The organism is Micromonospora sp. NBC_00821 (genome assembly GCF_036347035.1).
Lineage (GTDB): Bacteria > Actinomycetota > Actinomycetes > Mycobacteriales > Micromonosporaceae > Micromonospora > Micromonospora hortensis.
Map to the genome: position 1 here is coordinate 3351601 of NZ_CP108880.1, position 13411 is coordinate 3365011.

Consider the following 13411-nt stretch of genomic DNA (forward strand, 5'->3'; position numbering starts at 1 on the left):
CAGGGTAGCGACGAACCGCCAGCCGCCTGCCTCCCCCATCACCCTGTTTGGCCCTTTGCTCTGCTTACCTATATGCACCACGGCCCCCGAGCTGCGACTGGGCCCTTCGCGCCAGCCACGGAGGTCTCTCACCGGCGGTCACGAAGCGTAGCCGGTGCATATAGGTAAGCAGAGCAAAGGTTGGCGTTCCCACACTTGCCCCCGGGTCCGCAAACACCATCCGTCACGGCTGTCCGGCTTGCTGTCTCGCAAGCCCCACCTGCCCGAATCCGCGCCGTGACCGGGACCGCACCAGGCCGACCCTCGGGCATTTCCGGAATGCCCGACACGTGAACCCGGTTGTGTCCCCCGTACCGCCGGAGCCCAAACCCATTTCCGCGGTCATCTCCCGAGGAGTGTTCACCCCGGAGCGCTCCGCACGATCGAAAGGGCAACCATCGTGAAGGTCGACTTCACTCGATGGCTCCCCGCCATCGCTAAGGATTCGTACCGCAAGACCGCGCTGAGCGTGGCGGGTGTGGCAGCCCTCGGCGGTCTGGCTCTCGCGCCGACCGCGGTCGCCGCACCGGTCACCTCCGGACCGCACCAGGGCGCCGTCGCCGCCATCGACCGCGCCACCGGAAAGGCCGCCACCTCGGCCCGCCAGGACGACCAGCCCGTCGAGTCGGGCCTGACCACCGGCTCCGCCACCGGCAAGCCGCCGGCCGGCAAGCCGAGCCGAGCCCAGCTGATCCCGCACGGCATCGAGGGCGCGCAGTCGCGCGTACCGCTCGACGACGCCCAGTTGGCCAACGCCCGGGCCATCGTCGACGCCGCCAAGAAGACCGGCGTCGGTGACCGGGGCGCGGTGATCGGCATCGCCACCTCGCTGCAGGAGTCGAAGCTGTACAACCTCGGGCACCTCGGCGCGTACAACGACCACGACTCGCAGGGCCTGTTCCAGCAGCGTCCGTCGTCCGGTTGGGGCACGCCCGACCAGATCACCGACCCGGAGTACGCCGCCACGGCGTTCTTCACCGCACTCAAGAACGTCGGCGGCTGGCAGGACCTGCCGCTGACCGCCGCCGCGCAGACCGTGCAGGTCTCCGCCTTCCCGTACGCGTACGCGCAGTGGGAGGAGCAGGCGGCGGACATCGTCCAGCAGCTCTGGTGACAACCGCACACGAGGCCGGCCGGCTCCCTTCGACGGGAGCCGGCCGGTTCTTCGTGTCCGCGTACCTCAGCAGGCCGGGTAGAGGCGGCGGGTGCCGACCCCGGCCGCGTACGCGTCCCGGTCGCTGAACCGGCAGCCGTAGTCGGCTCGGGCCACCACCGCCGGGTCGGTCACGGTATCGCCGGCCGGGCGCTTGCCGGTGCGTACCCAGGACACCAGGTCGTCCCAGGCGGCGCCGGCCTCCGCCGGGGTGAACTCGCAGTGCTGCGTGGCCCGGATGGCCCGCTGAACCACCAGCTTGCCGCGACCGTTGCGCGCCACGTCGGTGGCGTACGCCTGCTCCATGCTGAACGGAACGAACAGGTCGCCGAGACCGTGCAGGCTGAGCACCGGCGCGGTGGGCCGACCGGCGATCCGCGGCACCTCGGTCAGCGTCGGCAGGAGCCGCTGCACGACGTTCTCCGGGGCGACCCGCTGCACTGTCGCGTTGACGTTCACCGGGCTGTTCGGGGCGTAGCGGGTGAGCAGGTTGGTGGACAGCTGACCGGGTCGCTGGGCGGGGGAGTTGCCGCTCCCGGTGGGCACGCTGATCGAGAAGAGGAAGTCCTTCCAGACCGCGAAAGCGGCCTCGGCGCCCGGACGCGGCCCGCCGGAACGGTTCACCGTGATCGCCCGCAGCTGCTTGCCCCGCTCCGTTGTGGTGTCCGGCCCGGTGGGGGTCAGCCCGGCCAGGCCGAGCGCCACCTGGATGCGGGGCACCGCGTTGGTCAGATAGTCAGCCGGCGTGGGATGGGCCGGCACCCCGGCGAGCGCCTGCGCGACCAGGTTGTAGTCCAGGTAGAAGTCGAGCAACGTCTGATCACCGAGCACACCGCACATCGGCATCGCGCCGTCGTAGAAGCCGGGGTACTGCTCCAGCGAACGACCGATGACGTACCCACCCATCGACACCCCGGCGACGTAGGTGTGCTGCGGTCGGCGGACAGTCCGCCCGAAGTGGTCGGCGAGATCCTTCGTCCCCAGCACCCCGGAGCGGATGTCGAAGCCGTTGCGGTCGTACGAGGACGACGCCCAGGCGTACCCCTGCTCCAAAAGGCGCTGGCGCAGCCCGAAGGCCGGCGGTTCCGGCGAGAGCACGGTGCCCTGGCCGCGGTAGCCGTGCGCCCACAACACCAGGTCGCCGTTCCACCGGGCGGGGACCTCGATGATGTACCCGGCGTGGCGGTGCACGCCCTGGCGTACCGCCGTCGGCTTGCCACCCACGACCAGCGGCGCCAACGGCGGATTCTCGATGGTGTAGCCGGGCAGCGGCTCGCCGCCCCTCGCGTCGCGACCGGTGGCGCTGGCCGGCGCGGCACCGGCCAACCCGACCGCGAGGGTCAGCGTCGCGGCGGCGGCCAGCAGGCGGCGGAGGGTACGAACGGGTGTGGACAGCATCGATGCTCCCCATCGGACGGTCGTCGCCCGGGGGCGACCAGCGGGACGGTTGCCTACCGGCCGGTAGCGTCCTGAACCTAGAACTGCCGTCGACCAGTGTCAATGGCTTCGCTGATCCGCCAGTCAACAGGCTGGTCCAGTCATACCCGGTCGTTCGGGCCGGTGGGCCGATCGGGTTGACTGGTCGTCGTGGACGAGTCGATCTGGGAGGCGGCCCGAGCGTCGCGCGGCTGGCTGGACGCGGCGAACGGCACCGGGCAGACCGAACTGACCTGCCGCATCCTCAAGCTCACCGAGGAAGCGGGGGAGGCTTCGGCTGCCTGGATCGGCCTGCTTGGGCAGAATCCGCGCAAGGGTGTCACCCACACCCGCGAGGACGTCGCGGCGGAGTTGGCCGACGTCGCCTTCACCGCGTTGGTGGCCATCGAAAGCCTCGGCCTGGACGCGCAGACGACTCTGGATGCCTGCGCCGCAAAAGTGCGCTCCCGCCTGACGGGCCAATAACCGCCCCTGGCGTCCGGCTGTTGCCGTCCCCTTCCCGGCGGTCGCCTGCCGGGCCTCTCTGAGAACTTTGCCGGCATTGGGTGGTATGCGCCGGTCGCTGTCATTCGTGATCGACTCGGGCTTCAGGAAGTCGGGGTGTCCGGGAATCCGGGATGCCCCGACTTCCGTGAAGGCGAGTGGATCACCCGGTGCGGGCCGGTTGGACGCCGTGGCCGGCTGCCGTGTGGGTCGGTTTGGCCGTCGGCGGGTGTTTGTGGGGTGTGGCCGGGCGCACTCGGGGGCCGGAATCATGGCCGGGCCGGGGTCGTTACATACCCTGACGATCGCAGCACCACCGACCGCCCGCCCGACCCCTGAAGGCTGGTCACGCAGGTTGGAATGCCAGCCTCCACCCGGTCGTTACAGTCCCCACGAACGACCGGAGGCACCGCCACGATGAGGGTGCCGGCAGGTGGGCCAACCCCGGAATGACCCCGGCCCCCCGGTCGTTACACAAGGACCCGGCGCCACGAGCCCCCGCTCGGCAGGTCGCCGACCTCGACGCCCTCCAGACTTTCCCCTTGTTAGTGCAGCGCCGGACGAGGTGCTCACACCTGCCGCCGTCCCCCTTGGCGGTTGGGTGTCCTACCCCCGAAGGAGCTACCCCCATGAACACGATCATGCGTAAGAGCGTTCTGTCCGTTGCTGGTCTCGCGTTCGCCGGTGGTGTCTTCGCCGGCCCCATCGCCCACGTGGCAAACCCGGTCGACGCCAAGCCCGTCGCAGTTGCGGTGCAGGCCGACAAGCCCGACACCAGCAAGCTGATCCCGCACGGCACCCAGGGCGACCAGTCGCGTATCAGCCTGAATGACGAGCAGACCGCGAACGTGAAGGCGATCATCGCCGCCACGAAGAAGGCCGGTCTGTCGGAGCGGGCCGCGGTCATCTCGATCGCGACGAGCCTGCAGGAGTCGAAGCTGGAGAACCTGGGTCACCTGGGCGACAGGAACGACCACGACTCGCTGGGCCTGTTCCAGCAGCGCCCGAGCTCGGGTTGGGGTACGCCGGAGCAGATCACCGACCCTGAGTACTCCACGACCGCGTTCCTCAAGGGTTTGAAGCAGGTCGACGGGTGGCAGGACATGGCCTTGACCGACGCCGCGCAGACGGTGCAGGTGTCGGCGTACCCGGACGCCTACGCCCAGTGGGAGCAGCAGGCCGCTGACCTGGTTGGTCAGTACTGGAACAGCTGACCCGCGTCACAGCACCACCGCAGAAGCACTGCGCCTCAGCACCACCGCACGACACCGACCGTTGGCCGGCACCCGCAACCCGGGGTGCCGGCCAGCGGCCTGTCTGCTCTAGCCGTTCGCCGTACACCAGTCGCCGCCAACGTTCACCGACCGCCGACCGCCGACCGCCGACCGCCGACCGCCGACCGCCGACCGCCGACCGCCGACCGCTGGGCCACGGGGCCGTTGGTCGTTGGTCATCGGGATGGGGACGCCGCCTTGCACACTCTGGGAGCAGATGACGTCGTCTGAATTGGCGGGTGTCCGTAGATCTTGGACAGTTTCCGTTCGCGCGGAACTATTCAGTCCCATGACATCTGTCAGTGTTGAAGTCCCGATACATGTGTCACTTGGTGGGGATCTTGGGCGTGCTGGTCCATGGTGCCGGGCATGGCTTCTCGGCGGCATGTCATGAATCTGCTCGATGCGCAGTTGGCTGCTGGAGTGCGGATCAACGCGGCCGAGTTCGCGCGTGAGCATGGGGTGTCGGTCCGTACCGTGTACCGGCATCAGGCGCGGATCCGGGACGTGGGCGAGTGGCATGAGCGGTCCCGGCGGCCGCGGAGCAGTCCGCGGGTGACGCCACCGGAGTTGGACGCCTGGATCTGCAAGCTGCGCGTCGAACTCGGCCTGGACAACGGGGCTGACTTCATCCGCGATGCCCTGATCGAGGTGCATGCCGCTACCGGTGCGGTGTGGCGGGTGCCGTCAAGGTCGACGATCAACCGGGTCCTGGCCCGGCATGACCTGCTGGAGCGGAACCCGGCGAAACGGCCGCGCAGCTCGTTTCGGCGGTTCGTCTACGCCCGGCCCCGGGACTGCTACCAGATCGACGCCACGAACGTTCGGCTCGCCGACGGCAGCCTCGCCGCGGTCTTCGACGTCCTGGACGACTGCACCCGAACCCTCGTCGGCTGTTACACGACGATCGCGGAGACCGCCGAAGGCGCGGTCACCGCGGTCAGGCAGGCGTTCGACGAGTACGGCGCCCCGGCGATCGTGTTGTCCGACAACGGCACCGCGTTCACCAGCCGACTGACCCGGCCCGGATCGATCTCCACATTCGTCCAGTGCCTCCTGGACCACAATGTCCGGCCGATCAATTCCAGCCCCTACCATCCGCAAACCTGCGGCAAGGTCGAACGCCACCACCAAACCCTCAAGAAATGGTTGAGCACCCAACCCACCCCCAGCACCCGCGCGGAGCTGCAGAACCTGCTGGACGTCTACCGCCGCTACTACAACACCCAACGACGCCACAGCGCCCTGCCACAACGCGCCACCCCCGCCCAGGCATGGACAGACGCGCCCAGCCTCGGCGGGCCAGCCAGCCTCCCGATGCAGACCGACGCCACCCTGCACCGCTGCCGGGTCGGCAGCACCGGCGCCATCACCGTCGCCGGACACCGCACCAGCGTCGGCACCACCCACGCCGGCGCCACCGTCACCGCCATCCGCGACCAAAACCGGATCACCATCTACCACCACGACGGCCAACCCCTCGGCCACTTCCACCTCGCCCCCGACCGGACCTACATCAGCCTCACCCGAGCAGCCTGATCAACAACACCTGACACATCTATCGGGACTTCCCCTTGACACATGTCTCGGGACAGCACAGTTCGCGCGGAACGGAAACTGTCCAAGATCTACGGTGGCGACGTAGCGGAGTGACGTGATCGGCGCCGAGTGATCCGATCGGCCGGCGGGTACGTACCCCTGGGCGGGGACCGGCGGAGGGAAGAGGCATGGCCGCAGTGGGGTACGGCGCGGGTCGCGAACCGGAGTCAGAGCCGGAACCGTCCGGTAAGGCCACACCGCGGCGGTGGTCCACCGGCGCTCGCCTGTTGGTGGCGGCTGCCGCCGTCGTGTTGCTCCTGGGTGCGGCAGCGGTGGCCGTGATCGTCGCCGATCCCGACCACCTTGGCATGACCTACTCCGGGCAATCCGACGGCACTCGCCCCGACGGCACTCGCCCCGACAGCACCGACCCCGGTAACGGCGCCCGCCCAGGTGGCGTCGTCGACCCGGACGCGGCTGAGGGTCGCCGCGGTGGTGCGGGTGCTGCTGCCGAGCGACCGTTGACAGCGCCGCTGGCGGGTTGGCAGAAGGGCACCTTCGTGCTCGCGGATGGGCTGTCCTCGTTCGAGCTGCGGGTGGCCGAGTTGGGCGATGACCTGTACCGGATCAGTACCCCGGCCGGCTCGGGTGTGGCGGGCCGACCGGCGGTGCGGGGGGAGACCGTGCGGCTCGACCTCGTGGAGTCCGGGACGCGCGGGCCACGGGCCGTGCGGGTGTTGCTCAACGAGCGGGTCGCCTGGCGCCTCCACCTCGTTGGCGGGGTGAGCAGTCAGGTGTTGGACCTGACCCGGGCTCGGCTGCTGGGGGTGGAACTCGCCGGAGGTTCCAGCCGTACCGAGATTCTCCTGCCACCGATCACCGCCGCCGGCACCGGCAACCCCACCGGCCCGCGCTCAGACCTGCCCTCCAGCATCCTGACCGTACGACTCACCGGTGGCACCAGCCAGCTCGACGTCCGGGTCCCGGGGGCGACTCCGGTACGGGTGCGGGCGGGAGCCGGTGCCGGCTCGGTGGTGGTACGCGGCGACCGCTGGGATGGGGTGGCTGCGGGCTCGGTGCTGGGTACGCCGGGGTGGGACCGGTCGGCGGAGCGCCTGTACCTGGACCTGGTCGCCGGCGCCAACAGCGTGCTGGTCTCCTCCAGCAACCGGTAAGCCCACGCCGGGCGAACCGGCCGTGAGAACCACGCGCTGGTGAACCCCGCCCGCCCCGCTTCAAAGCACAGCGGTCGCGAATGGGAGTGCGCGTACAGTCGGGCGGTGGAGCGTACTGAATCGATGCTGGCGCAGACCCGACCGCCTGGCGTGGCCGACGTCGATCCCGGCAGTGTGTTGTTGCCCGGCCACGACGTGCCGTTGGGTCGGTACACCACGGTGCGGCGGCTGCTTCCGCAGCGTGCCCGCCGGATGGTTGGCGCGTGGTGTTTCGTGGATCATTTCGGCCCGGACGATGTGGCGCAGCGGCCCGGCATGGAGGTGCCGCCGCACCCGCACACCGGGTTGCAGACGGTGACCTGGCTGCTCGACGGCGAGATTCTGCACCGGGACAGCCTCGGCAACGTGCAGCCGATCGTGCCCGGCCAACTGAACGTGATGACCTCCGGGAACGGCATCGCCCATTCGGAGCGCTCGCCGGCCACTCATCCGCCGGTGATGCACGGCGTGCAGCTCTGGGTGGCGCTGCCGGACCCGGCGCGGGCCGGAGCGGCCGACTTCGCGCACCACGCCGACCTGCCTCGCTGGCGGGACGGCGATCTGGACGTCACAGTGCTGGTCGGCGAGTTCGCCGGGGAGCGGTCACCGGCGGTGGTGCACACCCCGCTGGTGGGGGTGCAGTTGGAGCTGCGCGGCGAGGCGCCGGCGACGATGGCGTTGCGGCCCGATTTCGAGTACGCCGTGTTGGCGATGTCCGGGTCCGCGGAGGCGGCCGGGGTCGGGTTCGAGCCGGGGGCGCTGCTCTATCTGGGCTCGGGCCGCCGGGAGCTGACAGTGCGGGGCGGGGCCGGGGCCCGGTTGCTGTTGCTGGGCGGTACGCCGTTCGAGGAGCCGTTGGTGATGTGGTGGAACTTCGTGGGTCGGTCGCACGAGGAGATCGCCGCCGCCCGGGAGGACTGGATGGCCGGCGACGGGCGCTTCGGTGTGGTCGCCGACGATTCGGCGCCGCCGCTGCCGGCACCCGCCCTGCCCACGACCCGCCTCAAGGCCCGCGACCGCACCGGCGGCCTGCACGGCTGACGGGCACGTGCGGCCGGTGTGTGGCTGGCCGCCGGCGCGGGTAGTCGCCGGCATGGCGACCAGTCTGATCAATCCGGTGGAGGACCGTAAACGTCTGGCGCGCCGGCTCGCCGGTAGCGGGCGTGGCTTCGCCGAGCAGTACGGGTTCCGGGTGACGAACAACCCGGCGAGCCTGTTCCAGGTGTTGTACCTGTCGGTGCTGCTGGCCCGTCGTGGTGACTTCCGGCGGGCGTTGGACGGAGCGCGGGCGTTGCGCGACGAGGGGTGGGACAGCGCGGCCCGGCTGGCGCGTTCGCTGCACGAGGACCGGGTCCGGGTGCTGCGCGCCAGCGGCCAGCGCGGTGACGTGGACGCGCTGGCCGCGGTGCTGGGTGACCTGGCTCGGACGGTGATCGAGCGGTATCGGGGTGATCTGCGCCGGCTGCGGGCGGTGGCGCGCCACGACCCGGTCCGGGAGCGGGCGCTGCTGGCCGAGCTTCCGGGCGTGGACGAGCAGGTCGTCGTCCTGTTTCTCCGCGAGGCGCAGGCGTTGTGGCGGGAGGTGGCCCCGGTTGCCGATCGGCGGGCGCTGGCCGCCGCGCGTCGGCTCGGGCTGGGCAGGTCGGCGGACGACCTGGCCGGCCTGGCCACTGGCGAGTCCGAGCAGTTGGCCTGGCTGGTGGGGGCGTTGGCCCGGGTCGACCTGGAGCATCGGTACGCGGAGGTGACCGGTCGGCCGTGACGTGCCCTGGCCCACACTTCCCCAAATTCTGACCAAACGGAGGATGTTCTGCCGTATGGTTGGACCCGGCAGTGCTGGCCGCTCGGTTCGAGCGGACCTCCACCGCCTGGTGACCGCGACCGGTTCGGATGCGGTTCACCGCCTGGGCAGGCTTGCGTGGCGCCCTAGGTCGCGGTTCGTGACCAGGGGCGCCCGCCTGTCCCGGCCCTTCGATCGGCTCCCCCCGTGTCGCGCTCCGGGGGACTGCGGGGCCTGCGGCGTCAATAGCCGTCACCGCGCCAGACCCGCCAGCAGGTTCACGGTCACGGCGATGATGAACGCGCCGAACAGGTACGACACCATCGAGTGGCGCAGCACCGTACGACGCATCTCGTTGCTGGTCAGGTTGGTGTCGGAGATCTGGAACGTCGTCCCGATGGTGAACGCGACGTACGCGAAGTCGGAGTAGCGCGGCGGTTCCGGCTGGTTGAAGTTCACCCCGCCGTCTGGGCCGGTGTAGTAGATCCGGGCGTACCGGGCGGCGAACACGGTGTGCACCACGAACCAGGAGAGCACCACGCTGAGCACGCCCACGCCGCTGTGCAGCTCACGGGCCATCCCGGGGGGCGCGCTCTGTGCGCTGGCCACGACCAACCCGACGGCCAGCAGGCTGGCCAGGCAGGCGACGAGCAGCAGGGCGTCCCGGATCGCCCGGTTCGGGTCCTCGTGGACGGCCAGTTGGGCGGTCCGCTCGGCGTCCATCGGCCAGATCTTGTGCCAGACCAGCACGAGCCAGCTCAGCGCGCCCACGTCCCAGCCGGCCAGCGCGGCGAGCGGCAGTGGCAACAGCAGCGCGAAGACGCAGCCGGCGATGACGCCGACCACCGCCACGACGGCGAGCTGCTTCGCAGCCGGGAAACGCACGTCCGCTGGCCGGTCGGGACCGGTCTGGGTCATTCGGGACGCTCCCGGGTCGGGGTGGTGGGCGCCACCGCCGGGTCAGATGCCGCGCAGGTGCTGTGAGACCCGGTTGTGCTTCTTGTCCCGGGCCTGCTCGGCCCGCTGGGCGGGGCCGACCTCGGGCGCCGCCTCGATCCCGGCCGACCGGGCCACCTCGGTCCCGTTGGCGTAGTCGACCGGCGGCAGGGCGCGCAGCGCCTTCAGCACGTCCGGTGGGGCACCCTCCCGTTCGGCCTCGCGGACCACGTCGTCCTTCTCGGCCGGGTAATCCAGGCTCGACAGGTACTGCAGGACGTCGGCGTAGCTCGCCATGGCGTGGGCTCCCTCGGGCATCGATGTGGTGACGACCGGCGGCGGTTACCCGCCCGCCGGCCGGTCACGCCCGCCCGGTGCAGGATTCCGGCGCCGTTTCTCCTGGGCCACCGCGGGTACCCGCAGGCGCCGACGCGAGTCCAAGGGAGTACGCGATGAACTACGACACCTTCATCGACCAGGTTTCCCAGCGCACCGCCACGTCGTCCGAGCGGGCGGTCGAGCTGACCCGGGCCGTGTTGGAGACATTCGCCGAGCGGTTGACCGGCGGCGAGGTCCTGGACCTGGCCGCCCAGTTGCCCCAACCGCTGCAACTGGTACTCAAACCGAGCCCGAGCACCGAGCAGGCGGACCGGTTCGGCGCGGCGGAGTTCGTCGCCCGGGTCGCGTTGCGCGCCGGTGTGCCGGAGCCCGCCGCGGAGGACGCCGGTCGAGCGGTCTTCACCACCCTGCGCGAGGCGATCACCGGCGGTGAGTTCGATGACGTGGTGACCCAACTGCCACGCGACTATCGGGGCCTGGTCGAGCAGGCGATGGCCCCGGGCGCGACGTTGCGCCGCGGCTGACAGCACTCGCACCGGGCACACACAGCGGTTTACCAGGGCAACCATCGATGTCCCGCTTGGCGCGGCGATTCCGCCTGGCCTAACCTTGTCGTGCGAGGGGAGTACTTCCCACGAACCATTCCGGTCAGTACGGCGCGCCCGGCGCGCCTCGGGTGGTTGCCCACCAGGTGGTGGGTGAAGGAGACCTCGAACATGACGGTGTTCGAGGAGACCCCACATGAGTCAAGTGTCGTATCTGTCTGCCGCCAGTGACCTGTCGTCGGTGGGCACGCCCACGCTGTGGGCGGTCACCATCATCGGGGTCCTCCTGCTGTTGGTGCTGGACTTCCTGGTCACCCGTCGCCCGCACGAGGTGTCCATGCGGGAGGCCATCGGCTGGTCGGCCTTCTACATAGCGCTGCCGCTGGCGTTCGGCGGCTGGATCTGGTGGCGATTCGGCTCCCAGCAGGGCGTTGAATACCTGACCGGTTACCTGGTGGAAAAGTCGCTCTCGGTCGACAACCTCTTCGTCTTCATGTTGCTGTTGGCGGCGTTCGCGGTGCCGGCGGTGCTCGCCCAGCGGGTGCTGCTCTACGGCATCGCCGGCGCGCTGGTGCTGCGGGCCGTCTTCATCGCCCTCGGCGCGGCGGCGTTGCAGACCCTCGACTTCGCCTTCCTGCTCTTCGCGATCATCCTCATCGCCACCGCGGTGAAGCTGCTGCGTGATGCCATGTCCGGGCATCAGCAGGAAGTCGACATCAACAAGATGCGGTCGGTGAAGCTGCTGCGCAAGGTCATGCCGGTGGTCGACGACTACCACGGCACCAAGATGACCGTCCGGCAGGGCGCGAAGCGGGCACTCACGCCGTTCGCCCTGGTGGTGGTCGCGGTGCTGGCCACCGACATCGTCTTCGCTGTCGACTCGGTGCCGGCGGTCTACGGCATCACCGAGGACCCGTACCTGGTGTTCGCCACCAACGCGTTCGCCCTGCTCGGCCTGCGGGCGCTCTACTTCGTCCTGCACGCGGCGCTGAGCCGGCTGGTGCACCTCAGCTACGGCCTGGCCGTCATCCTGGCGTTCATCGGCCTCAAGCTGGGTCTGCACTGGGCGCACGGCATCTGGGACAGCGTCCCGCAGATCCCCACCCTGGCCTCGCTTGGCGTGATCATCGGGGTGCTGGTGGTGGTCACGGTGACCAGCCTGCGCGCCACCCGCGGTGGCGACCTCCCCGAGGACCGCAAGGTCGTCGCGGAGCGGCACTGACCGCGCCGCGCCGGCTGACGACACGGTACGCGGGAAAGCTTCCGCCCCCACCGGCGCGGGTGGTACGACTGTGCAATGGGAATCGTGTCACCGGGCTTTCAGGGTCGGCCCCGAACGCAGGAGCCGGCCCTGCCACCCGGTCAGTATCTGACCGAGGACTTTCCGGTGCTCTCGGCCGGCCCGACGCCCCGGGTGTCACTGGACACCTGGGAGTTCGTCATCTCCGCCGAGAACGGCAGCGAACACCGCTGGTCGTGGCAGGAGCTGATGGCCCTGCCGCAGGAGACGCCGATGGTGGACATCCACTGCGTCACCCGCTGGTCCAAGCTGGGCACCAACTGGCAGGGCGTCTCACTGGACACGCTGCTCGCCGACGTCGACACGGGGGCGCACTTCGCGCTGGCGCACTCCTACGGCGGGTACACCACCAACCTGCCGCTCGACGACCTGCGGGGCGGTCAGGCGTGGGTGGTGCACACCTTCGACGGCGCCCCGCTGCCAGCCGAGCACGGCGGGCCGGCGCGACTGCTGGTGCCGCACCTGTACTTCTGGAAGTCCGCCAAGTGGGTGCGCGGCCTCCGGCTCAAGACGATGGACGAGCCGGGGTTCTGGGAGACCGCCGGGTACCACGACTACGGCGACCCGTGGCGCGAACAGCGGTACCAGGGTGACTGAGCGCGCAGCGGCGACGAGCACCCAGCGTCGGACGCCGAACCGTTGGCAGGTTGGCCGCCTGGTGGAGCGCCGGGTGGAGACATCCACCGCGCAGACCCTGGTGCTGGAGGTGCCGGACTGGCCGGGGCACCTGCCCGGGCAGCACGTCGACCTGCGGCTCACCGCCCCGGACGGCTACCAGGCGGCACGGTCGTACTCGATCGCCGGCCCGGCCGTGGACGGGCCGGGAGGACCGCGCATCGAGGTGACAGTGCAGCGGGTGCACGACGGCGAGGTGTCGCCGTACCTCATTGATGTCTTTGGCGGCGGCGACCCGGTGGAGGTACGCGGACCGCTCGGTGGCTGGTTCATCTGGCGGCCCGAGGAGACCGCGCCGGTGCAACTCGTCGCGGGCGGCTCCGGCATCGTGCCGCTGATGGCGATGATCCGGGCCCGTCGGGCGGTGGGCAGCAAGGCGCCGTTCCGGCTGATCTACTCGGTGCGCACCCCCGGCGACGTGATCTACGCCGACGAGCTGCGCCGCCGGGTCCGCGACGACTTCGGGTTGGACGTCGCGTACGTCTACACCCGCGAGGCGCCCGAGGGCTGGCGCGGTGAGCCGCACCGGATCGGGCTGGCCGACGTCAACACGCACGGGTGGCCGCCGGACCTGGAACCACTCACCTACGTCTGCGGTCCGACAGCGTTCGTGGAGACCGTGGCCGACCTGCTGGTGGGCCTGGGTCACCCGTCGCGTCGCGTCAAGACCGAACGCTTCGGCCCCACCGGCTGACCA

General features: G+C 70.3%; 14 protein-coding genes. 11 read left to right on the plus strand and 3 right to left on the minus strand.

The genetic code is table 11. From position 1 onward, the window contains the following. The first annotated feature begins 439 nt into the window (after positions 1-439). On the plus strand, positions 440-1153 hold the full coding sequence (locus tag OHB44_RS15245; protein WP_238682766.1) for a hypothetical protein: 714 nt from the start codon (positions 440-442) through the stop codon (positions 1151-1153). 66 nt (positions 1154-1219) lie between these two features. Here the strand turns inward: OHB44_RS15245 and OHB44_RS15250 are convergent, their stop codons facing one another. Next, positions 1220-2590: an alpha/beta hydrolase family protein gene (locus OHB44_RS15250; protein WP_330441066.1), complete on the minus strand. Its 1371-nt coding sequence runs from the start codon at positions 2588-2590 to the stop codon at positions 1220-1222. Positions 2591-2779: 189 nt separating this feature from the next. On the opposite strand from OHB44_RS15250, the gene OHB44_RS15255 reads away from it, so the two are divergent. The 6 genes from OHB44_RS15255 (at position 2780) to OHB44_RS15280 (ending at position 8901) form a co-directional block, all read left to right on the plus strand. Next, positions 2780-3094 carry a MazG-like family protein gene (locus tag OHB44_RS15255; protein WP_238682768.1) on the plus strand — a complete coding sequence of 105 codons (315 nt, stop codon included), beginning with the start codon at positions 2780-2782 and terminating at the stop codon, positions 3092-3094. Positions 3095-3741: 647 nt separating this feature from the next. Beyond that, positions 3742-4326: a hypothetical protein gene (locus OHB44_RS15260; protein WP_330441067.1), complete on the plus strand. Its 585-nt coding sequence runs from the start codon at positions 3742-3744 to the stop codon at positions 4324-4326. Between the two features lie 429 nt (positions 4327-4755). Next, positions 4756-5925, plus strand: coding sequence for a DDE-type integrase/transposase/recombinase (locus OHB44_RS15265; protein ID WP_330437513.1), 1170 nt, complete (start codon positions 4756-4758; stop codon positions 5923-5925). A gap of 188 nt (positions 5926-6113) precedes the next feature. Next, a complete protein-coding gene (locus tag OHB44_RS15270) occupies positions 6114-7100 on the plus strand; it encodes a hypothetical protein (protein WP_330441068.1) in 987 nt (328 codons plus the stop codon). Between the two features lie 105 nt (positions 7101-7205). Beyond that, positions 7206-8180, plus strand: coding sequence for a pirin family protein (locus OHB44_RS15275; RefSeq protein ID WP_238682771.1), 975 nt, complete (start codon positions 7206-7208; stop codon positions 8178-8180). 52 nt (positions 8181-8232) lie between these two features. Continuing rightward, positions 8233-8901 (plus strand): hypothetical protein, encoded by a 669-nt coding sequence (locus tag OHB44_RS15280; protein ID WP_330441069.1) that lies wholly within the window; start codon positions 8233-8235, stop codon positions 8899-8901. A 270-nt stretch (positions 8902-9171) separates the two neighbouring features. Here the strand turns inward: OHB44_RS15280 and OHB44_RS15285 are convergent, their stop codons facing one another. Both OHB44_RS15285 and OHB44_RS15290 read right to left on the minus strand, forming a co-directional pair. After that, positions 9172-9837 (minus strand): DUF1345 domain-containing protein, encoded by a 666-nt coding sequence (locus OHB44_RS15285; protein WP_238682773.1) that lies wholly within the window; start codon positions 9835-9837, stop codon positions 9172-9174. Positions 9838-9879: 42 nt separating this feature from the next. Beyond that, entirely contained in the window at positions 9880-10152 is a 273-nt protein-coding gene (locus OHB44_RS15290; protein WP_030332551.1) for a DUF2795 domain-containing protein, read from the minus strand. Between the two features lie 155 nt (positions 10153-10307). On the opposite strand from OHB44_RS15290, the gene OHB44_RS15295 reads away from it, so the two are divergent. The 4 genes from OHB44_RS15295 to OHB44_RS15310 all read left to right on the plus strand — a co-directional run bounded on the left by OHB44_RS15295 (position 10308) and on the right by OHB44_RS15310 (position 13408). Further along, on the plus strand, positions 10308-10718 hold the full coding sequence (locus OHB44_RS15295) for a DUF2267 domain-containing protein (RefSeq protein WP_238682774.1): 411 nt from the start codon (positions 10308-10310) through the stop codon (positions 10716-10718). 217 nt (positions 10719-10935) lie between these two features. Then, positions 10936-11961 carry a TerC/Alx family metal homeostasis membrane protein gene (locus OHB44_RS15300; RefSeq protein ID WP_238682775.1) on the plus strand — a complete coding sequence of 342 codons (1026 nt, stop codon included), beginning with the start codon at positions 10936-10938 and terminating at the stop codon, positions 11959-11961. A 75-nt stretch (positions 11962-12036) separates the two neighbouring features. Beyond that, positions 12037-12636, plus strand: a complete 600-nt coding sequence (locus OHB44_RS15305; protein WP_091408112.1) for a sulfite oxidase-like oxidoreductase — start codon at positions 12037-12039, stop codon at positions 12634-12636. After that, on the plus strand, positions 12629-13408 hold the full coding sequence (locus OHB44_RS15310) for a ferredoxin reductase (RefSeq protein ID WP_266302724.1): 780 nt from the start codon (positions 12629-12631) through the stop codon (positions 13406-13408). The genes OHB44_RS15305 and OHB44_RS15310 overlap by 8 nt, the downstream gene beginning before the upstream one ends. Positions 13409-13411: the final 3 nt, after the last annotated feature.